Raw genomic sequence first — 22685 nt, 5'->3', positions numbered from 1 at the left:
AAATGAAAAACCGCCCTTAGGGACGGTCTTTTTGCTTTAAATTTCCCCTAACCCGGAGCTATATATAGCGCAAGAATAAAGAGGGGAAATTCCCTCCTTTGCAAAAGGAGGGTTAGGGAGGATTCTTTAAGCCACTGGCGCTAATGTAAACAACACCTGCCCCGTTTTCACCGTCTGCCCTTTTTCAATGGTAATCGCATCGACACGCATACGCTCAGGCGCAATAATTGGAATCTCAATCTTCATCGCTTCAATCACCGCAAGTGTTGCACCTTCTTCCACAATATCCCCCGACTGACATTCAATTTTCCAAATTGAACCCGGCATATGTGATTCCACCGCACAACCACCTTCAGGCACTTCAACACCTTCGCCATCATCCACAGCATCTAGACTTTCAGAGACATATTCCGCAAGACCTGCTTCATGCCAGCGACGGCGCTCTGCATCAAAGTTGGCTTGTTGCACCGCTTTAAATGCCGAAATAGATTCTTGGTTTTCAGTTAAGAAGTCGTTGTATTCTTTGAGGTTCAATACACCTTCTTCAATACGTAGTTTTAAACGACCTGCTTTAAAGTCCTCACGCATTTGCATGAGTTCCGCTTCAGACACTTCATAAAACTTAATTTGGTCAAAGAAGCGCAGTAACCACGGCATACCTTGTTCAAAGTCAGGGTTTTTACGGTAGCGTGACCACATTTGCGAAGTACGACCGACAAACTGATAACCCCCTGGACCCTCCATCCCGTAGACACACATATACGCACCGCCAATACCCACGGCATTCTCAGGCGTCCAAGTGCGTGCAGGATTATATTTTGTGGTGACCAAACGCTGACGCGGATCAAGTGGCGTTGCCACAGGCGCACCCAAGTACACATCGCCCAAGCCCATGACCAGATAACTTGCGTTATACACTACATCTTTCACAGCTTGTTTGTCTTTTAAGCCGTTAATACGACGGATAAATTCGATATTGTCCGGACACCACGGCGCATCTGGACGTACGGTTTGCATATAGCGTTCAGTAGCCAATTGCGTTTGTGAATCTTCCCAAGCCAGTGGTAAATACACGGTACGTGATGGCACTTGCATCTCGGTGACATCAGGCAGTTGCTCTTCAGCGACTTGAAGCATACGCAGTAAATCAATCTGATCGAGCTGGGTCGAATCAAAGTGAATTTGCAGTGAACGAATGCCCGGTGTCAGGTCAATAATGCCTTGAATATTTTGATCTTTCACCCATTGCATCAGCGCATGAATACGGAAACGTAGGTTTAAATCTAAAACTAACTCGCCATATTCCACCAACATATAGTTGTTACCGGCAGGACGATACACCACATCAGGCGTACCATTTTGACCTTTTAAGGTATCTAAAATGGCAGATTTCAGCGTACTGATTTCAGGATAAAATGCTTCATCAAAAGTCACCGCTTGCGTATCTTGGGCAGTTAATTGTGCATGATATTTTTCGTTCAGCAATTTCGCTTGATGATAGCTGAGAGGTACAAATTTGACTTTATCGCCGGCTTTGAGCTGACCGAGTTTCCAAAGCTCAGAATTGATCACCACCGCAGGACACACGAAACCACCGAGGCTTGGGCCATCTGGACCTAAGATAATTGGCATATCCCCAGTAAAGTCGATGGCACCAATCGCATAAGCATTGTCGTGAATATTGGATGGATGCAGACCCGCTTCGCCACCGTCCTGACGAGCCCATTCTGGTTTTGGACCAATCAAACGAATTCCGGTACGGCTAGAGTTGAAGTGAATTTCAAACTCGTTGGCAAAGAAGGTATCAATGTCGTTTTTGGTAAAGAAATCAGGCGCACCATGTGGACCGTACATCACCGCAATTTCCCAAGAATTGGAAAATGTTGGGATTTGATCTTCTATTAAGGCTTTCACGTCATCAGATGTAAATGCCGTGATTGGAAGCATATCGCCAATCAGTAAATTACGCCCCGCATGACCGCCAAACTGACCCAAGGTAAAAGTCGCTTGTGAGCCTAAATATTCAGGCACATTCAGACCACCTTTAATCCCGATATAAGTACGGCAACCTGTGGCGATCTTGCCACATTTCAGCGTCTGACCTTTACGCACATTCACAGTTTGCCACATTGGGACAGCAACACCATCCAACGTCGATGGCATATCGCCACCTGCCAAGACAATTTGGCTATCGCAATGGAATTTTAAACTTGGTCCTTGGAGTGTACATTCTAGCCCTGCGGTATTCGGTGCATTGCCCAACAATTGGTTTGCGACATTCAAAGACAGCGGATCAATCGCACCTGATGGCGGAACACCAACATCCCAGTAACCTAAACGTCCTGTCACATCTTGCACGGCGGTTTGAATGCCCGCTTGTAGCACTTCAATTTTTTGAGTTTTCCACTCAAAGGTATTTAAAAAACGTGTGGTTTGCGTACCGGCTTTAAAGACATTGCAGTCGATAATGTTTTGTAGATATTCAAGGTTGGTTTCAATGCCCGCCACTTGGGTTTTAGCGAGCGTAACTGTCATGGCTTGAATTGCAGAATCACGATCATCCGCAGTCACAATAATTTTGGCAATCATTGGATCATAAAAAGATGAGACGTTTGAACCTGTTTCTACCCAAGTTTCATTACGCGCGTTGGCATCGAACTCAACATGCGTCAAAAGTCCTGCACTTGGTTGGAAGTTTTTGATTGGATCTTCGGCATAAAGACGCACTTGAATCGAATGACCTTGAGACTCAAGTGTTGATGTAGGTGCAACCCAATCGCGACTGCCTAAAGTCACCATCCATTCCACAAGATCGACACCAAAGACTTGTTCAGTAACGCCATGTTCCACTTGTAGACGGGTATTCACTTCCAAAAAGTAGAATTCTTGGGTGTCGGTATCCATCACAAATTCAACTGTACCTGCCGAGCGGTAATTCACCGATTGCATCAATTGAATCGCGACATTTTGAATATAGGCACGTTGTTCATCTGTAATGTGTGGCGCAGGTGTTTCCTCAATCACTTTTTGGTTACGACGTTGCACCGAACAATCACGCTCGCCCAGTGCTAGAACTAAACCGTTGCCATCACCAAAGATTTGCACTTCGATATGACGAGCATTTTGTACGAATTTTTCTAAGTAAAGGCCTGCATCTTTAAAGTTGGCTTGCGCTAAATAAGACACGGTTGCATAAGCTTCTTTCAGCTCCTCCGCATTCCACACCAAACGCATGCCAATACCACCACCACCTGCGGTACTTTTCAGCATCACAGGATAGCCAATACGCTCAGCCTCAAGCAGGGCTTCAGCTTCATCAGCCAATAATTGGCTACCTGGCAATAACGGTACATTGGCTTGAATCGCCAATTCACGTGCAGTATGTTTCAGACCAAATGCTTTCATTTGCTCGGCATTTGGGCCCAAGAACACAATGCCTTGTGCTTCACAGAGATTACAGAATTCGGCATTTTCAGACAGGAATCCATAGCCCGGATGAATCGCTTGCGCACCGGTATGTTTGGCCACTTCTAAGATTTTATCGACATTCAGATAGCTTTGGCTTGCAGGTGCATCACCAATAAAGACCGCTTCATCAGCTAAAGTCACATGCAAGGAATCACGATCTGCTTCCGAATACACCGCAACCGATTGGATGCCTAATTTTTTAAGGGTACGGATGACACGACAAGCAATTGCACCACGGTTGGCGATGAGAACTTTATTAAACCCATATTTTAAAGTCATAGTCTTATACCTCGCCTTCACGGACAATCAGTTGAATTTTTGTTGGGTTATAGGCATTACATGGGTTATTTAGTTGTGGGCAGTTTGAGATCAACACAATCAAATCCATCTCGGCTTTCACTTCGACATATTTACCTGGTGCAGAAATACCATCATCAAATTTTAAGTGACCCTCTGAAGTGACGGGAACATTCATAAAGAAGTTAATGTTTGGTCCAATGTGGCGCACGTTTAAACCATGCTTTTTGGCAATGGGATGTTGTGACAACGCAATCATGAAATTGTTACGGCAACTGTGCATTGGGTATTTGTCATGGGCATAACGGACCGTATTACTTTCACATGAACATGCACCGCCTAAAGTGTCATGGCGACCGCAATTGTCATCATTAATGGTGGCGATTTTATTGCCAAAGTTAGTATATAAAGTTGTGCCTTTTTCGAGATAAATTTGACGGTTCATCGCCAAAGTATCGGTTGCGCTATAACGCTCTTCAGGGTTATGTGCGGAAATAAATAAAGTATCAACCGCCTGGTTGCCTTCAAGGTCGACAATACGGAAGTACTGGCCTTTTTTGACTTCGCACATCCACGCTTCGCCGGCAGGACATACTTCGCTCAGTACTGATTTTTCATGATTTTGTGTTGGGTTTACGAGTGCAGTCATGATCATTCCCCTTAAGCAGTTAAAGCGTAGTAGCGGTTATTATTTTGGAATGCACGCTGATTTTGCGGGCATGAATCACGGCAGACATCGGTGTCGCCTAAAGGCAAAGCCTTAAATAAAGATAATTGAATATCGGCAGGTGCATATTCAGTCGAATTGTCTAAAGCATGTGGCGCACTCGATAAAAACACCAAGCAGTCCATTTCAAAACGCAATTCAATTACTTGATCAGTATTGTCAGATGCAACATACGATAAGTTGCCGTTGTCATCCGGTTGTACTTTTGAGAAGAGGTTTAAGCTATTGCTAAGATCAGTTGCAGATAAACAAAACTTGGTCATCTCTAAAAGTAGGCTGTCTTTACCATTGCGGTACATGTCATTACGCGCATCTTGGAAAGTTTGAGTGCCAAACTGTTGTTCGATTTGCTGTGCTGTACTTGGCGCACAAAAGGCATCATTCCAACCATGATCATCTTTCACAATGGATACCATCGCGCGCCCTAAATCCGACGCTAAAATGTGCCCTGTACTTAAAAATGCGCTGTGTTGACCTTTTAAGCTGTCTGGCATGTTATAGGCTTCAAGCTTGTCTTCGCTATTCACACAAAACAGTGAAACATTGGCATTTGCGCCTAAAGATTTGAGTTGTAAAACTGCGCCACGCTGAATGCGTGCTGAACAGTGGTGTCCACCCGGTAAACGTTCAGTCCACAGGACTTGATCTTCGTGATAAATTATTGTGCTCATTGCATCCATCCCAATCTTGTACGGTTTACCTCCCGGGCTTTTATCCCTCCGTGTAGCTCGAGCTTGAAACTTAAGCCGTGAACTCTCGGTCTCAGACGCAGTCTTTAAAAAAATAACTGCCGGAACCCTAGATCACTTTATGATGCTTAAATAAATGCAAAGGACGTGCCAAACTGGTAATACTATTTTTTATATTCGTAATACTTTTTTTTGAGCTAGAAATGATCACTTCAGGTGCAAGGCTCTGAAAAAGGCATCAAGATGTACCAAAATAAAAAAATCCCGGCTTGAACCGGGAGTTTAAAATCTAGAGATGAAGATTAAATCAAGCCTTCTATGCTGCAAGCTTATTTACTTAAAATCTCATGCAGCATATTACGTAGCCATTGATGGCTGGTTTTATGATGACAAGACATATGCCAGTACTGCTTCACAGAATAGGTCGGGAACGCAATTGGTGCATTAAAAATCTTGAGATTGCCACGCGATAGTAATACTTCGCTCAAATAATAAGGTACAGTCGCAATTGCATCGGTTTCTTGTACTACCAGTCCGACTCCCAGATAACTTGGCAGACGCATTAGAATGTCACGCTTAAGTTCCAGATTCAGCAATTCATTTTCAATATGGTAATGCCCCATCCCGGCATCAATATCGATATGGGTTTCATGTAAATACTCTTCGGTCGTGATGCTGTCATCCGTGAGCCGCGGATGGTCTTTCGCCGCGATCACCACATAATATTGTTCAAACAGTTTCTGCTGATAAAAGCCATTCTCCAGATTTGGCAAGAAGCCCAAAGCCAGATCAATCTCACCATTGGCCATTTGATAACTGGTTTCCGATGTAATCGGACGCACATTCAGACGGATATGGGATGCATGCTGCTTCAGATACTGGGAAATTTTTGGCAATAACACCAGATGCGATACATCGGTCATCGCCAGTGTAAAGCGCTGCTGTGAAGTGACCTGATCAAAATTGATCGTAAAATTATTGATTGCTTCAACTTTGCTCAGTGCTTCGCTGACCAAGGGAAAGAGCTGTTTGGACAGATCCGTAGGTAGCATCTCATTGCCAATACGTAAAAATAAAGGATCACCATAATGCTGGCGAATTTTATTCAGCAGATTGCTCACCGCTGGCTGGCTCATATCTAAATGATCGGCTGCCTGAGATACGTTTTTAAATTTATAGACATAATAAAAAATACTGAGCAATTTACAGTCAAGTTCAAACACAGAAATACATTTCCTTTAACTTTCTCATCATTCGGACAGGTCTTTCATCCGCATAAGTCTATTGAGGGTCAGATTAAAATATAACACTTCGCAACTATTTTCAGGATTAAACTCGCTGTAATTTTCCGTAAATAAATACTTTTAACAGTTGAATAAATCCATTAAAAAGTCCCTTAGCGTAAAATTTCCAGCCCGGTTTGCTCAGGTCAGTTAAACATTTAAATCGTATGCGATATACTCAGCCCCACCGAATAAATGGTAAAAATACAGAGAAATCTTATATGTTTCAGGGTAAAAAGCTGGTCTGTTTTGATCTGGATGGTACGTTAATTGATTCCGTAGGCATTTGGAATCAGGTCGATGCAGCCCTGATTGATGAGCTCTCCAACAGAAAAGTCGATTTACATGAGATTCAGCAACAACGCGATCTTCAACTTACCGCTTTGAAACATAGGTCAGATCCTTATTTGGAATATTGTGAATTTTTAAAAGAACAATACGGTTTTGAACCAGCTAAAGAAGAAGTAAAAAATCGTCGTTATACAATTTCCCGACATTTTCTGGATCATATCGTCGAATTGAAACCTCAGGCAGACCTTCTGATTCAAGCTTTAAAACAGCAACAGATATCACTGGCTTTGACCACCACCACCAGTTTATTCAATGTACAGCGCTATCAGGATAACAATCGAAATATTAATTCTAAAATCAGCTTTGATGAGGACTTTTCCTTGATTCTCACCCGTGAAAATGTCCAGAACATTAAACCTCATCCCGAAGTTTATCTGAATGTTTTGCAAGCCTTTAACCTTCGACCTGAGGAATGTCTAATTATTGAAGACTCTCTAGTCGGTGTAGAAGCAGCCAATCATGCGGGCATCGAGGTAGTGGCAATGTATGACCAGCACTCCGCTCATGAAATAGATTTGATCAAAGCCAAAGCAAATTATTATGTCGAAAATTTTGCTGAATTATTAAGTTCATTCAATAACAACATCCACTAAAAAAGATGCCATGAAGCATCCTTGTTCATGACATCTTGAATACTATTTGTGGCTTAAAAATCTTGCTGACTATTTGGCTTTTTTATAGATTGAGCCTGAACCAACCAGATTTCCGGTTTTCTCATCGATTGCAAAATCGACCATACCTGCACCTGCGTTCAACTGAAGCATGCCATTTTCGTTCACTGCAGCGGGCATTGGATTCTTTTTCTCGGTTTTACCGGTTTCCTTATCTTTGATCGTATTGGTAATCAGATAATTTTCACCATTTTTTGAAATAACCAGAATATTTTCAAGTTTTGGATTTTCCACGGTGTTTTTCCAGTTGCCCTGATAATCTGGTGCGGGTGCTTCAGTGGTGTTACAAGCAGTTAAAAGTACTAATAATGGAATTGCTGAAAAATATTTAAGATGTTTCAAAACTGAGACCTTAAGTGTAACGACGCGGCCATTATAGAGAGAAGCCCTTAGGGCTGAAGCAGGTTGTTGTAGGCAAAGCGTTTCAGCAGTACTGGATCTGTTTTGCTTTCGTCATTTTTTGAAATCTGTATCCATATTTTATTCATAAACAGGAGGATTTTAATGATATTGAATCTGATAAAGGTCAAAAAAAAATTCCTCAATAGACCATCCAAATCTATTGAGGAGTACCAAAACGGTAAAATAAGTAAAGCTTAAAAATTATGACAATAGTTTCGCTTTAAAGTAGTTGAATACAGATTTGGCAGCATGGGTTTTTTCAACCACCTGCTCAGTCCAGTGATTCGGTAGAGAACATTTAGCGAGACCTACCCAAACGGTAGAAAACTGCTTGATGAAACTCGCTTCGTTATAATGAATGCCATATTCTTCACAGAGCGCTTTAACTTTTGGCGCAACCTGCGCATAGCGATTGGCCGGCATATCCGGAAACAGGTGATGCTCAATTTGATGGCTCAAATTACCACTCAAAATATGCAGCCAGGTCGTCCCGCTAAAATTGCTCGAACCACGAATCTGGCGCAGATACCACTCGGCACGGGTTTCATCGTCGGTATTATCCATTTCAAAGGTTTCAGCATCTTCAGTGAAATGACCGTTAAAAATGACGGCAGAAGCCCATAGACTGCGAATCACATTGGCCACCGCATTTCCGGTAAATACCGGAATGGCATTTGGCCCGGCAATGATCGGGAAAAATACATAATCTTTTAACACCTGACGGCGCATTTTTTGGCGCAAAGGTGCTGCTTCTTCCCAAACTTCTTTCCAGGTCTTGGTTTTATAAGCAATCACGTCTTCCAAATGCAGGCGTTGCAGGCCAACATACCATTCGAAAAACACCATTAACTGAATGCCCAATGGAATATTGAACAGAAAGCGTGGTTCCCATTTTTGCGATTCACTAACTCGAATTAGCCCATAACCCACATCATGATCCATCCCCACAATATTGGTATAAGTATGATGAATATAGTTGTGCGTGTATTTCCAGTCATCGCCAGTTGAAATCGTATCCCAGTCATACGTCACACCGTTCAGACTCGGATCGTTCATCCAGTCGAACTGGCCATGCATGACATTGTGACCGAGTTCCATATTTTCCACGATTTTGGAAAGACCGAGCAGACCTGTCCCCGCCAGCCATACCGGTGGCAACCAGCCGGCAAACATCAGCATGCCACGTGAGGCAATTTCGCTATAGCGGACAAAGTTGCGGATTTTATAAATATATTCGGCGTCTTTTTCCCCCAGATCATCCATGACCTCGCGGCGGATTGCATCGACTTTGGCACCGAATTCCTCAATCTGTTCCGGACTGAGAAATTGGCTTTTGCTATGTCGTTTAAAATCAATTTGCATATTCATGGGAGCACCTTCTTATAGTTTAATTAATGGCTTATCAATGGTTTATAAATTAATCACCACAGGACTCACTGCCTGAGAAATGCACAGTTTGATCTGGGTATTATTGCCATGATCAATTTCACCGGTCAGGACATTCCGTACCGAACCACTGACCTTGGTACAGGAACAGGTGTTGCAGATGCCCATCCGGCAGCCATGCGCTGGTCGCAAGCCCGACTTTTCGGCACTTTCCAGTAAGTTGGACTGCGCCTGAAACTCTTGCTGCGATCTTAAAAACTGTACCGGCTGTGCTTTAATTTTTTCATCGACCACAATCTGGAAATATTCCGAATGAAAATTGGATTTCAATTCTAGTTTATCGACGATTTTCAGTGCAGCCTTCATCATCCCGGCTGAGCCACAGGCGTAAATTTTTCGTTCTGCAAAGTCTGGCACCAGCTTTTGCAATAAGCTCTGCGTCAGATGCTGCTGGTGTTCCACGGTATTGAAATGGTGATATTTCAAGTTTGGATGCATGAGAGCCAAGGTTTTCAGTTCAGCATGAAAGGCATCATCTCGAGTGAAATAAATCAGGTCGATCTGTTCCAGAGACTGGATCACTGCTTTTTGCAGCAAGGAATAAATGGCCGTAATCCCACTGCCTGAAGCCAGGAATAAAATCGGCTGCGTGGATTTTTGCAATGTGAACTCGCCTTGCGGCTGTGATATTTCGATCACGGCACCAATTTGCATCAGGCTTAAGGCACGTGACACTTTGCCCTGCTGTTTAACCGCAATGATCAGATCACCATTTTTCAATACCGTCACCACAGAATAATGTCGCTGATGACGTACGCCATCCAGTCCGACAGTCACTGCAATATTCTGGCCGGCCTGAAATGACTTGGCTTTAAAATTATGATTTGGACGTAAGTGAATCTTGAAAAAGTCAGGGCTGATGGCTTGAATGCCCATAACGGCAGCCTTAACTTTTTTGATTGCCCAAGTTGGATGGATTTTTTCACCAATAAAATCAATGAAATCTTCTCGGATCCAATGCGGCTGATAGGTTGGCATGCTTGTCATTTTTATCCCCTTATCCGCAGACAGTTTCATTAATGTACAACTGTCTAATTATTATATTGCTCAGGATAAAGAATTCTCATATTGAGACCATGTCAATACAGGTCAAATTATGTGCCTAAGCCATATAATATGAATTTTTGTCGGACAATATCGTCTAAAAGTAGCAATCAAGGCGATATGGATTGAGAAAAAGCATTTTTAAACTGACAACGCTGCTTAGCCTATACATAAAAAAACTGACCTCTATTCGAGATCAGTTTTTTGACTTCATGTTGGGATTTTTAGATTAAATGACGCTTTAACCTGCTGCCTGCTCCAAAAGAATAGTCCCATATAATTCACGCAGATCTTTTTTCAGCATTTTACCAGTACCACTGAGTGGAATCGCATCAACAAATACGACTCGGTCTGGAATCTGCCATTTGGCTACCTTGTCCGCATAATAATCCAGCAGATCAGTTTCACTTAGCTGGCTGTCCGGCTTTTTAATGGCAATCAATACCGGGCGCTCATCCCATTTAGGATGCTGGGCGGCAATCACGGCAGCCATCGCAATTTCCGGATGTCCCATGGCAATATTTTCCAGCTCCACCGATGAAATCCATTCTCCGCCAGACTTGATTAGATCTTTAGAACGATCACTGAGTTTCATAAAGCCATCCTGATCCAGCGTAGCAATATCGCCGGTATCAAACCAGCCATCATCAGTCAGTGCAGACTCTTCCTTGCCGAAATAATGGCTGATGACCCAATGCCCTTTGACCTGTAAATTTCCTGTGGTCTGTCCATCACGTTCAATTTCATGCATCCCTTTTTCTGCATCAGTCAAACGTAGGTCAACCCCGAATGGTGGACGACCTTGGGATAGACGAATCTGTAATTTTTCTTCATCAGACAGATGCAAATGTTTGGTCTTGAGTTGATTCGCTGTACCCAGTGGGCTGATTTCCGTCATGCCCCAGGCATGGATCGTTTCACAATTAAACTGTTCTTTGAAAGCTCTTAGCATCGCCGGTGGGCATGCCGATCCACCCACTACATTTCGTTTTAGGCTTTCCAGTTTGGAGCCTGACTGGTTTGCGGCGGCAATCAAACCTTGCCAGATGGTCGGTACGCCAAGTGCTACCGAAACCTGATAAGTATCAATCAGGTTGACCAGACTGGCGCCATCCAGACCCGGTCCAGGAAGAACCAAGGTGCATCCGACCATCGCAGCAGCATACGGTGTGCCCCACGCATTTACATGGAACATAGGCACCACAGGCAACATAATATCGGCAGCCGAGACATTTAAGGAGTCAGGTAAAATGATGGCATAGCTATGTAATACCGTAGAGCGATGGCTAAACAGCACACCTTTGGGATTGCCCGTGGTTCCCGAGGTATAACACAGAGAGCTTGCTGAGTTTTCATCAATTATTGGCCACTCAAAATCTGCATTTTGGCCGGCAATCAGATCATCGTAAAACTGAACTTCTGGAATCGCTTCTCTAACTGCCGGATCAGCCGCATCCAGACAGATAAAATGCTCGACCGAGGTCAACAGCGCTTTCACGGCTTTAATTAAAGGGACAAATGTTTTATCAAACAGCACCACGCGATCCGCAGCATCATTGATAATAAAAATGAGCTGTTCCGGAAATAAGCGCGGGTTAATCGTATGACAGACCAGGCCGCTGCCAGAAATGGCATACCAGGACTCTAAATGGCGATGATTATTCCAGGCAATAGTCGCGACCCGATCTCCCTGCGCCAAGCCGAGTTGTTGTAATGCATTGGCAAAACGTTTCGAGTTTTGATGAATTTCTCCCCAATTGGTCACTGTAATAGTGGTATCGGTATTTTTGGAAATTACCTCGGTATCGGCATGATAGCGTCCTGCATGTTCAATCATGCTGCTGATCAGTAAAGGCTGAAACATCATATTTCCGAGCATTCTCCACTCCTTTGTGCTTGTTATTGGTCCGTATTTGCGTATCGTTGTTATAGTTGCATGATGGCTCGATCTGAAACCGTAACTTACTTTTTATCATCATGTGGATCGAATTTAGCAAGGAAATCTAACTTTGTAAGTATCGAATTGTGACAAATTAAGCCAAGTGACTGAGGCGTATAAAAATGGGAATACAATTTATGTAGAGATAAAATTTACACAGAAAATTTGAGACCTGATTTTCACTTTAATTGTCGTGTATCAAGACTCAAGCTTAAAAATAGAATGACAATAAGCCTAGTCCTCCCTTTTGTTATATTAAGCATCTTAAAATATGCTATAAATCAAAATAATTAGAACAGTTATAGTTCAAGAAAGTGTATGTATAAGTCTGAAAAACTGGCACAGAATATCCGTCAGATGATTGAAAATGGCGTATGGAAGGCACATGAAAAATTGCCTTCACTTCGCGAACAGACCCAATTATCTGGTTATAGCCTGATGACGGTACTCAATGCTTATCAGGAACTTGAAGCACAAGGTCTAGTCTATGCCAAAGACAAATCGGGCTATTACGTTGCAGAACACACTCAAGCACTGCTCAATAGCAAACAGTTCGTACAGATTGGTTTAAATCCTAAAATTCAAATCAACTCGGTGGTATTTAATTATTTAAAATCGACTCAGTCAGCCGAAATTGTGCCTTTTGGTTCTGCCTTTCCCAATGCAGAGCTGTTATATAACGCCAAATTTATGCAGATTCTGGCGCAGCAGGCCAAAAGAAAAAGCAGTTATAACAACCAGAATCATATGCCGCCCGGCAATCAGAACTTGCGGCAACTGATTGCTAACCGTTATCAATTACAAGGAGTTACCTGCAATCAAGATGACATTGTCATTACATCTGGTGCACTAGAAGCACTGAATCTGTCTTTACAGGCCTTAACTCAACCCGGTGATTTTATTCTGTTGCAGAAAACCATATTTTATGGCGCTTGGCAGGCAGCCGAGCGTTTGGGATTACAGGTGATTACGATTCCGGAACATCCACAGTTTGGCTTCGATCTCGAATCATTTGAACAGGCTTTAAAACAGTATCCGATCAAGGTGTGCTGGCTGATGCTGAATGTCCATAATCCGATTGGTTTTACCGTCAGTTCTGAAATCAAACAGAGAATTGCGGAACTCTTGTATGAATATCAGGTGTATTTAATCGAAGATGATGTTTATCAGGAATTAAATTATGGTTCATCCAAACCGCTACCCGTTAAATATTTTGATCAGCATCAGATGGTGCTGCACTGTTCTTCTTTTTCCAAAACTCTGGGGATGGGTGCACGCGTCGGCTGGGTGTATGCCGGCCCATTTTCCGATGCCATTCAGCACTTACAGCTCATGAGTACTTTAACGGTCAGTCCCTTACTTCAAAATGCGCTGGTCGAATTTATTTCACATCATTATTATGAAAAACATTTGCGGCATTTAAGGCAGCATCTGGGAAAATATAAAAAGAAATTTTATCAGGAACTTAAAGCACGTTTAGGCACCCTCTGTGAAATTTACTATTATTCCAGTGGTTATTTTCTCTGGATTGAGTTGCCTAAAGAAGTCGATGCCCAACAGCTCTATGAACAATTACTTCAACAGCATATTTCAATTGCCCCTGCACTGCTGTTTAAGCCTGAGCCTGCCAGCCAACATTATATTCGCCTGAATTGTTCGTTTGAATGGACAGCCAAGGTTGAAGATGCAGTCAATCTGCTGACAGAAACCATTCTTCAAAAGAGCAAAAGCGCGGATTAATTCATCCACGCTTCTGTTACAGCTCAGACTCTCTCTCATTGAAAGAAGTCTTAGAAGTTGTAAATAGCAACCGCATTAATACGGTTGTCTTCACCCTTAGTGCTGCCATTCGTGGCTGCACCTAATGCCTCACGTTCACCATAAACATATTCCAGACCGAAACTTAAAGGCTTGGTTGGGCTATAGAACACGTTGGCCCACGCTTGCCATAAGTCTTTATTGGCTTTGGTCTTGTCAGTGACTGCATTGATATAAGCTTGATCTTCATCAAAATTCATATAGCCATAACCCAATGTGCCGCGCAATTTATCATTAAACTGCTGAGTTAAGCCGACTGAAATTGAATCAAATTCACTTTGTAATAAATCGCCATTTGCAGCGGTAATCACACCCGTATTTGCATAAGATACAAAGCTGCTATCGCCTTTGACATGGTAATAGTCAGCTTTGAGCGTTGTACCCGGCACAACATCATACTTGGCACCAAGCCCTACACCCCATGCGGTTTTTTCATCTTCATTGACACGCTTTTCATTCCCCATCGCACGGGCACTGACTGTAAGATTATCAGCAAATTTATGATTTAAACGTGCCGTTAAAGCAGGTAGACGTTGTTTAATACCAGTAATGGTTGCATCTTTAGGATCTTCTACTGCAAATACCAGATTGGTTTCAGGACTGATGGTGCTGGTATAACGAACTTGTGGCGTCCGTTTAATTGAACCGCCAGCATAAACCAATGCATCTACAGTTTCCGGAATATAATCTGGCACTGCAAAGTTCGACCAGGTTTGACCGATCAACCAGTTGGCATAGCTGATATAAGCATGACGGATACGCAAGTTATCAAAGCTTGCGCCGCCCAGAAAATCCACTTCAACTTTACCGCTTAAAGCTTTATCTCCAGCACCGACTGGTGCTTTAAAATCCATGCCTAAACGGGTTGCAGCCAGAGTAGATTTAAATTCATCACTACGCTCACCGACACCTTCTAAAGGTACAGCATTAATCTGGTTATACATACGTGCTGCTGAACCACCTTCAGCCTGATAAGAGGCATCGGCACGAATATTTCCATAAAGATTAAATTCGGCACCACTGGCAATTTTCATGACAGGTTTGCTTGCTGGAGCAGGTGTTGCTGCAACATGTGCAGTGACCACAGCCGTTTGTCTTTGCTGTTGCTCAACCAGTGCGCGTAGAGCCTGAACTTCTTGGCGCAGTTGTTCAATTTCCTGCTGATTCGACTGAGCTGAGGTTTGTGCTTGAGTCGATAAGCTGATGCCCCCTAAACTCATTGCCATCATGCTCATCAGAACTGTGCGCTTGAATGTGATTGTTGTTTGATTAAATAATTGTGTCGTGTTCATCCTAAACTCGCTTTTTATTATGCGTTTTGATTCTAGCAACAGATCACCACCCGTTACGATGGCGATCTATATCATTGGGAATATTATCTTTATTGATTGAAATCTAACTTAATGTGTCGCTTCTTTTGCCACTGGATTCGGCTTCACATCAGGTATTGCAAGGGCTTGGCCATCTACGGAAGTTTTTAAGTTCACCAGGAAAATTGCCAGCGCAGCGATTACGCCAGGAATCGCAATTGCAAAGAAGTTCATTTGATGCGGTAAATTCATGGTTAATAAAGCACCAGTGAGTACCGGCCCAACAATTGCACCAATACGTCCAATACCTGATGCCCAGCCCATACCGGTAGAACGTACTGTCGATGGATAATACTGCGCCACGAAGGTATAGAGCAGAATTTGTGAGCCAATCGTTGCAGCGCCTGCTACAGCAATCAAGGTATACAGAACGAATTGTGGACTGTTAAAACCAAGCAGAATCAACGCAATGGCACCACATAAGAACATGATAGTCAGCACTTTTTTGATATGGAATTTATCTGCGAGATATCCACCACCAATGGCACCCACCATTCCACCAATATTCAGGGCGAACAGGAAGATCATACTTGCACCCAGCGAGTAACCTGCCTGAATCATCAGTTTTGGCAACCAGCTACCCAAGGCGTAGACCATCAACAGGCACATAAAGAATGCCAGCCAGAACATAAAGGTACTGAAGCTACGGCCTTGTTGAAAGAGTGCTTTTAATGGTGCCTCATCCCCTTTTTGTATTTCATTCAGTACAAACTGGGTGTCACTGGTGATGACCTGTGTCGGAGAGATTTTTTGAATAATATCGTGTGCTTTGGCCGTCTGTTGTTTGTTGGTCAGGTACATCAGGGATTCTGGCAGATATTTCCATAGAATCGGCAAGATGAGCAATGGAACGCCTGCAAGCAGGAACATGATTTTCCAACCAAATTGTGGCACCAACCATGCACCGAGTAGCGCAGAAGTCATCCCGCCAATGGCATAACCACTAAACATCAGGGCAACCAGCGTACTGCGGATACGTTTAGGCGCATATTCGGTCATCAATGCCACGACGTTAGGCATGACACCGCCAATTCCAAGGCCAGCCAGGAAACGTAAAATTCCGAATTCGACTGGTGATGTGGCAAAGGCACCGATAAAGGTAAACCCACTAAAAATAGCCACACAGATCATGATGGTTTTTTTACGGCCGAGTTTATCGGATAAAGTACCGAAACTCATGGCACCAAACATCATTCCGAATAAGGCAGTACTGGCCAGCATGCCCGCTTGTACCGCACTTAGCGACCATTCCTGCATCAGTAACGGCAACGCCACCCCATAGATGACCAGGTCATAACCGTCAAAGATAATGATCAGCAAACACCAGATCAAAACACCCCAATGAAAGGGTGTGAATTTCGCTTCATCAATCAGCGTATTTATATTCACTTTATTTGTAGACATCTCCACCTCCTAATTGTGAAGTTCAACTTATGCTGCTCACAATGCAGAAAATAGGAAAAAATGTCTAAAACTGAATAGGCATGGCTTTATACCTATAAGGTCTGGGTCAAATTAAACTATTCAATTAATTAATAAATATATTATTCAATCATGATGTTTTTAAAAACAGCTTGTTTTTATCGCGTCCTCATCGATTTTTGGTGCTATATCATTCACACGATTTTTAGCGATTAAAATACCGATCGATCGTATTTTAGCGCTTCAAGATCATAAACTTGATACACAGCATCAAACAGGTAACGAATGTATTCGCTTTCATCCATATTGCGCATCGCCATAAACACAGGACTCACTGCAAAAGCATCTGCTAGAGGTACAAAGTTGAGATGGGCTAATTTAATGTTTTGTGCGCTTTCCGGTACGATGCAGACGCCTTCTCCGGCAGCGACAAAGCCCAGTGCCAGCTGTAACTCACGGACAATCCGGATATTTTTCGGTTCAAGACCATACTCAGAAAATATGCCACGAACCTGGGTAGAGAAATTTGCCTTTCCAGTATTCGGATATAAGAACAGATGCTGATCGACCAGTTCAGATAAATGTATATTTTCACGATGAGCCAGTACATGACTTGAATGAGCTGCCACCACTAGGCGTTCTTCACGCAATAACACCCGTTTTATCGCAGGATCCGAGATTCTTAAACGGCCGAAACCGACATCAATTCTTCCCTCTTTCAGCGCCTGAATCTGCTCATAGGTATTCATTTCAACCATCTCAATTTTGAGCTGGGGATGTTGCTGCTTAAATAGAAACACAATACGCGACAGCAAGCCGAACAATAAAGAGCCGACAAAACCAATGCTAATGGTGCGATCCGCGATACCAATCCGCTTGGTCATCGATTTGATTTCTTCCGCATTAGACAAAAGTTTAACCGCATGCTGATAGAAGAATTGACCTGCTTCTGTGGTCTTAAGCGGTCTACTCCCTCTTTCAAAGAGCTGAATATCCAGTTCCTGTTCCAGATTTTGTATCTGTCTGCTTAAAGGTGGCTGAGCAATAAACAGTTTTTCTGCCGCTTTGGTAAAACTTTGTTCTTCGACGACGGCAACGAAGTAACGCAAATGTCTGAGTTCCATGGCTCTAAATACCTTTAAAGTATAAAAAGATGCTAAATCGATCTTAGACCAATCAACATTATTCTTTTAAGGTATATCAAGTCAAAGCATTAAAGCAAGAATGTGAACCCGTATTATGTATAAGTCAGTTGAAACCTTGCTGGTAGAAATTCCAACCATTCGCCCTCACAAGATGGCAGTGGCGACGATGCAAACCCAGACCCTGGTATTGGTCAAAATCACCACTGAAGATGGTTACATCGGTTGGGGTGAAGCAACAACTATCGGTGGCTTAGGTTATGGTGATGAAAGCCCGGAAAGCGTAAAAGTAAATATTGAAACTTATTTTGCGCCTCTTTTAAAAACATTATCCGGTTTAAATGTTGCACAGACATTACAAGCAATTAAAAAGAATATTAATGGTAACCGTTTTGCCAAATGTGCGATTCAGACTGCACTTTTAGACATTCAGGCACAACGTTTAGGTTTGCCATTAAGTGAAGTCCTCGGTGGCCGCTTACGTGACAGTATTCCAGTTCTTTGGGTATTGGCTTCTGGCAATACCGAAAAAGATATTGCTGAAGCAGAGAAAATGGTTGCGGCAAAACGCCACAACATTTTCAAACTGAAAATCGGTTCTCGTCCGGTAGAAGAAGATGTTGAACATGTGCTGGCAATTAAGAAAGCCTTAGGCAAAGACGTTTCGATCCGTGTCGATGTGAACCGTGCCTGGTCAGAACTGGAAGCGATTAAAGGCATCCAGTTATTGCAAGATGGCGGTGTTGATCTGATCGAACAGCCATGTGCAATTGATAACCTGGACGCTATGCGCCGTCTGACCCGACGTTTTGATGTTGCCATCATGGCAGACGAATCGTTAATGGGCCCGCACTCAGCGTATGAGATTGCCAAACAAAACGGTTCTTCTGTATTTGCAGTCAAAGTTGCCCAGTCGGGTGGCCTGATTGAAGGTTGCGAAGTAGGCAAGATTGCCAAACTTGCAGGTATTGACCTGTATGGCGGCACCATGCTTGAAGGCCCAGTGGGCACGATTGCTTCGGCACATGTGTTCTCTACTTTTGAAAGTCTGGCATTTGGTACCGAGCTGTTTGGTCCTCTACTGCTGACTGAAGATATTTTGAAAACCCCACTCAACTATCAAAACTTTGAACTTGAGATTCCGAAAGGACCAGGTCTGGGGATTGAGTTGGATGAAAACAAGATTGACAACTTGCGTCGTCAGTAATTAGGAGAAACCCATGCTTTTCCACGTACGTATGGATGTAAACATTCCACGTGATCTGCCAGTTGAACAGGCAAACGAAATTAAGGCTGTTGAAAAGGCTTATTCACAGGAATTGCAGCGTCAAGGCAAATGGCGTCATATCTGGCGCATCACGGGCCAGTACTCAAACATCAGTATTTTTGATGTTGAAAGCAATGAAGAGTTGCACAACCTGTTACAAGGCTTGCCTCTCTATCCTTATATGAACATTGAAGTAATGGCATTAAACCGTCACCCATCTTCAGTTCGAGATGACGACAGTTGATTAAATGAGCGGATTGGGAGTCACCGGATTCCCCTTCCAAATCGAAAACAGAGGGTACCTCAACAAGGATTGTGGCCAGCCAGATTTAGCCAGCCAATGAAAGCTAAAAAAGTGCGCCACTAAAAGATGAAAGACATACTTTAGGAGCAATAGTATGAATCGCCAAGAAATTGATGCATTAGTTAAGCAAATGAACGTTGATACAGCGACAGGTCCTGTAGATGAACGTGTACAACAAGTTGTTGTGCGTTTATTGGGTGACCTTTTCCAGGCTATCGAAGATCTTGATATTTCTCAGTCAGAACTGTGGAAAGGTCTGGAATACTTTACTGATGCCGGTCAAGCGAACGAATTAGGTTTATTGGCTGCAGGTTTGGGTCTGGAACACTACCTAGACTTACGTGCTGATGAAGCGGATGCTAAAGCAGGTATTACTGGCGGTACGCCACGTACGATTGAAGGCCCACTTTATGTCGCTGGTGCACCTGAAACAGTAAGCTTTGCACGTATGGATGATGGTTCTGAAGAAGGCAAAATCCCGACTTTAATCATTGAAGGTACAGTGACGGATACTGACGGCAACCGTGTTGAAGGTGCTAAAGTTGAAATCTGGCATGCAAACAGCCTGGGCAACTACTCATTCTTTGACAAGTCACAGTCTGACTTTAACTTGCGTCGCAGCATCATTACCGCTGCAGATGGTCAATATACTGCATTGACTACAATGCCAGTAGGTTATGGCTGCCCTCCAGAAGGTACAACTCAGTTTGTACTGGACAAATTAGGCCGTCACGGTAACCGTCCATCGCACGTACATTACTTCGTATCTGCACCGGGTTACCGCAAGCTGACTACTCAATTCAATATTGAAGGCGACCAATACCTGTGGGATGACTTTGCATTCGCGACTCGTGAAGGCTTGGTGGCAACTGCGGTTGACGTGACTGATGAAGCTGAAATTGCAAAACGTGGTCTGAAAGGTCCTTTCAAACACATTCAATTTGATATTGAACTTATGAAAGAGAAACAAGACGCACCTTCTACTGAAGTTGATCGTCGCCGCGCTAGCGCTTAATACATTAAGAAGCGGGATATGCCGTGAGATATATCCCGCTGACTTCCCCCTTGGAAAGTCGGAGAAAGGACATGCCTCGTATTCCCGTAATTAACACCAGCCATTTAGACCGCATTGACGAATTACTGGTTGATGATTATGAATCTGGTGAATTTAAACTACACCGTTCAGTATTTACAGACCAGGCCCTGTTTGACCTTGAGATGAAATACATCTTTGAAGGCAATTGGGTTTATCTGGCACATGAAAGCCAGATTCCAAACAATAACGACTTCTATACTACCTATATGGGTCGTCAGCCGATCATCATTGCACGTAACCGTCAAGGTGAACTGAATGCCATGATCAATGCCTGTTCGCATCGCGGTGCTCAATTGTGTCGTAACAAGAAAGGCAATAAAGCAACTTATACTTGCCCATTCCATGGCTGGACGTTCAATAACTCCGGCAAGTTATTAAAAGTTAAAGATCCGGCTGAAGCGGGTTATTCAGACTGCTTTAACAAAGACGGTTCACATGACCTGAAAAAGGTTGCGCGTTTTGAAAGCTATAAAGGTTTCCTGTTCGGCAGCTTGAATCCGGATGTCCCTGCTCTGGAAGAATACCTGGGTGAAGCGACCAAAATCATTGACATGATCGTGGATCAGTCTGAACAAGGTCTGGAAGTTTTACGTGGTTCTTCGACTTATACCTATGAAGGTAACTGGAAGTTGACTGCTGAAAACGGTGCTGATGGTTATCACGTGTCTGCTGTACATTGGAACTATGCTGCAACCACTCAGCAACGTAAAGAAAAACAGGCGGGTGACAACATCCGTGCCATGAGCGCAGGCGCATGGGGCAAACAAGGCGGTGGTTCTTACGGCTTTGAACACGGTCATATGCTGCTTTGGACGCAATGGGCTAACCCGGAAGACCGTCCTAACTTTGCCAAGAAAGATGAATACACTGCGCAATATGGCGAAGCCATGGCGAAGTGGATGATCGAACGTTCACGTAACCTGTGTATCTATCCAAACGTTTACTTCATGGATCAGTTCGGTTCACAAATCCGTGTCCTGCGCCCGATTTCTGTCGATAAAACTGAAGTGACGATCTACTGTATCGCACCTATAGGTGAAGAGCCGGAAGCACGTACACGTCGTATCCGTCAGTATGAAGACTTCTTTAACGCATCAGGTATGGCAACCCCAGACGATCTTGAAGAATTCCGTGCATGTCAGGCAGGTTATGCCGGTATCGCGCTGGAATGGAACGACATGTGCCGTGGTTCTAAACACTGGATCCAAGGCCCGGACGATGCTGCCAATGAAATCGGTTTAAAACCAAAACTGTCTGGTATTAAAACTGAAGATGAAGGTCTATACCTGGCTCAGCACCAGTACTGGTTAGAATTGATCAAAAAAGGCATTGCGACTGAAAAAGAAATTGCAGCATCTACTGAAGGAGAAAACGCATGAGCGACATCACTTTAGAAAATATTGCGCAGTTCCTGTATCAAGAAGCCCGCTTTTTAGATGATGAACAATGGGATGATTGGTTAACTTGTTATGCCCCTACTGCGTCTTTCTGGATGCCAGCCTGGGATGATGATGACAAGCTGACCACAGATCCGCAGTCTGAAATCTCCCTGATTTACTATCCAGACCGTCAAGGTTTAGAAGACCGCGTGTTCCGGATCAAGACTGAACGTTCATCTGCAACCATGCCGGATACACGTACCTGCCATAACATCAGCAATATTGAAATTGTTGAACGTGATGGCGACAAAGTGACTGTACGTTTTAACTGGAATACTTTGAGCTTCCGTTACAAAACAAGTTACAGCTATTTCGGTATGTCTCGTTATGAAATCGATTTCTCAGGCGATAAACCGCAAATTTTAAGCAAATACGTGGTACTGAAAAACGATTACATCAACCAGGTTATCGACATTTATCACCTCTAAGACTGTTTATACAGCTAGGTTATGCCTTTCGGTCAGATGGAAAATTGGCTGAAAGGCTCAGTTACAAAGATTTATATAGGAT

The 22685-nt window shown here is 43.4% G+C and carries 18 protein-coding genes and 1 riboswitch; of the genes, 7 read left to right on the top strand and 11 right to left on the bottom strand.

The annotated features are described in order from the left end of the window. Positions 1-126 precede the first annotated feature (126 nt). From uca to AC13CK_RS02515, 4 genes are all read right to left on the bottom strand, one after another. Positions 127-3747 (bottom strand): urea carboxylase, encoded by a 3621-nt coding sequence (gene uca / locus AC13CK_RS02530; RefSeq protein ID WP_425878480.1) that lies wholly within the window; start codon positions 3745-3747, stop codon positions 127-129. 4 nt (positions 3748-3751) lie between these two features. After that, positions 3752-4414 (bottom strand): urea amidolyase associated protein UAAP2, encoded by a 663-nt coding sequence (locus AC13CK_RS02525; protein ID WP_425878482.1) that lies wholly within the window; start codon positions 4412-4414, stop codon positions 3752-3754. Between the two features lie 11 nt (positions 4415-4425). Next, positions 4426-5163, bottom strand: a complete 738-nt coding sequence (locus AC13CK_RS02520; RefSeq protein WP_425878484.1) for an urea amidolyase associated protein UAAP1 — start codon at positions 5161-5163, stop codon at positions 4426-4428. Between the two features lie 27 nt (positions 5164-5190). Beyond that, positions 5191-5305, bottom strand: a riboswitch (guanidine-I (ykkC/yxkD leader). A 205-nt stretch (positions 5306-5510) separates the two neighbouring features. After that, the gene (locus AC13CK_RS02515) at positions 5511-6404 is read right to left on the bottom strand and encodes a LysR family transcriptional regulator (protein ID WP_005100231.1); all 894 of its coding nucleotides are present in this window, start codon (positions 6402-6404) and stop codon (positions 5511-5513) included. Between the two features lie 281 nt (positions 6405-6685). On the opposite strand from AC13CK_RS02515, the gene AC13CK_RS02510 reads away from it, so the two are divergent. Next, entirely contained in the window at positions 6686-7408 is a 723-nt protein-coding gene (locus AC13CK_RS02510) for an HAD family hydrolase (protein WP_278357001.1), read from the top strand. A gap of 69 nt (positions 7409-7477) precedes the next feature. On the opposite strand, the gene AC13CK_RS02505 is transcribed toward AC13CK_RS02510, so the two are convergent. From AC13CK_RS02505 to AC13CK_RS02490, 4 genes are all read right to left on the bottom strand, one after another. After that, positions 7478-7828 (bottom strand): hypothetical protein, encoded by a 351-nt coding sequence (locus AC13CK_RS02505; protein ID WP_004280391.1) that lies wholly within the window; start codon positions 7826-7828, stop codon positions 7478-7480. Positions 7829-8089: 261 nt separating this feature from the next. Beyond that, complete coding sequence (locus AC13CK_RS02500; RefSeq protein ID WP_247143741.1) at positions 8090-9256, bottom strand: fatty acid desaturase family protein; 1167 nt, start codon at positions 9254-9256, stop codon at positions 8090-8092. Positions 9257-9298: 42 nt separating this feature from the next. Continuing rightward, on the bottom strand, positions 9299-10321 hold the full coding sequence (locus tag AC13CK_RS02495) for a flavin reductase family protein (RefSeq protein ID WP_425878487.1): 1023 nt from the start codon (positions 10319-10321) through the stop codon (positions 9299-9301). A 298-nt stretch (positions 10322-10619) separates the two neighbouring features. Then, complete coding sequence (locus AC13CK_RS02490; RefSeq protein WP_425878489.1) at positions 10620-12257, bottom strand: long-chain-fatty-acid--CoA ligase; 1638 nt, start codon at positions 12255-12257, stop codon at positions 10620-10622. 378 nt (positions 12258-12635) lie between these two features. Between AC13CK_RS02490 and AC13CK_RS02485 the strand changes: the two genes are divergently transcribed. After that, on the top strand, positions 12636-14057 hold the full coding sequence (locus AC13CK_RS02485; RefSeq protein WP_425878491.1) for an aminotransferase-like domain-containing protein: 1422 nt from the start codon (positions 12636-12638) through the stop codon (positions 14055-14057). 50 nt (positions 14058-14107) lie between these two features. Here AC13CK_RS02485 and AC13CK_RS02480 read toward each other — a convergent pair whose 3' ends face one another. The 3 genes from AC13CK_RS02480 to AC13CK_RS02470 form a co-directional block, all read right to left on the bottom strand. Then, positions 14108-15427 (bottom strand): DcaP family trimeric outer membrane transporter, encoded by a 1320-nt coding sequence (locus tag AC13CK_RS02480; protein ID WP_425878492.1) that lies wholly within the window; start codon positions 15425-15427, stop codon positions 14108-14110. A 108-nt stretch (positions 15428-15535) separates the two neighbouring features. Further along, the gene (locus tag AC13CK_RS02475; protein ID WP_425878494.1) at positions 15536-16909 is read right to left on the bottom strand and encodes an MFS transporter; all 1374 of its coding nucleotides are present in this window, start codon (positions 16907-16909) and stop codon (positions 15536-15538) included. A 230-nt stretch (positions 16910-17139) separates the two neighbouring features. Beyond that, the gene (locus tag AC13CK_RS02470) at positions 17140-18051 is read right to left on the bottom strand and encodes a LysR family transcriptional regulator (RefSeq protein WP_005246251.1); all 912 of its coding nucleotides are present in this window, start codon (positions 18049-18051) and stop codon (positions 17140-17142) included. 115 nt (positions 18052-18166) lie between these two features. On the opposite strand from AC13CK_RS02470, the gene AC13CK_RS02465 reads away from it, so the two are divergent. From AC13CK_RS02465 to benB, 5 genes are all read left to right on the top strand, one after another. Then, complete coding sequence (locus AC13CK_RS02465; RefSeq protein WP_004647035.1) at positions 18167-19276, top strand: muconate/chloromuconate family cycloisomerase; 1110 nt, start codon at positions 18167-18169, stop codon at positions 19274-19276. A 13-nt stretch (positions 19277-19289) separates the two neighbouring features. Beyond that, the gene (gene catC, locus AC13CK_RS02460) at positions 19290-19580 is read left to right on the top strand and encodes a muconolactone Delta-isomerase (protein ID WP_004647036.1); all 291 of its coding nucleotides are present in this window, start codon (positions 19290-19292) and stop codon (positions 19578-19580) included. Positions 19581-19734: 154 nt separating this feature from the next. Beyond that, positions 19735-20655, top strand: coding sequence for a catechol 1,2-dioxygenase (catA, locus tag AC13CK_RS02455; protein ID WP_482830924.1), 921 nt, complete (start codon positions 19735-19737; stop codon positions 20653-20655). Between the two features lie 71 nt (positions 20656-20726). After that, positions 20727-22115 (top strand): benzoate 1,2-dioxygenase large subunit, encoded by a 1389-nt coding sequence (gene benA / locus AC13CK_RS02450; protein WP_482830923.1) that lies wholly within the window; start codon positions 20727-20729, stop codon positions 22113-22115. After that, entirely contained in the window at positions 22112-22603 is a 492-nt protein-coding gene (benB, locus tag AC13CK_RS02445) for a benzoate 1,2-dioxygenase small subunit (protein ID WP_004647040.1), read from the top strand. The genes benA and benB overlap by 4 nt, the downstream gene beginning before the upstream one ends. Positions 22604-22685: the final 82 nt, after the last annotated feature.

It is taken from the genome of Acinetobacter sp. L-24, from assembly GCF_056857555.1.
The sequence above is the reverse complement of the archived record's forward strand: the minus strand, read 5'-3'. Positions and strand labels throughout refer to the sequence as shown.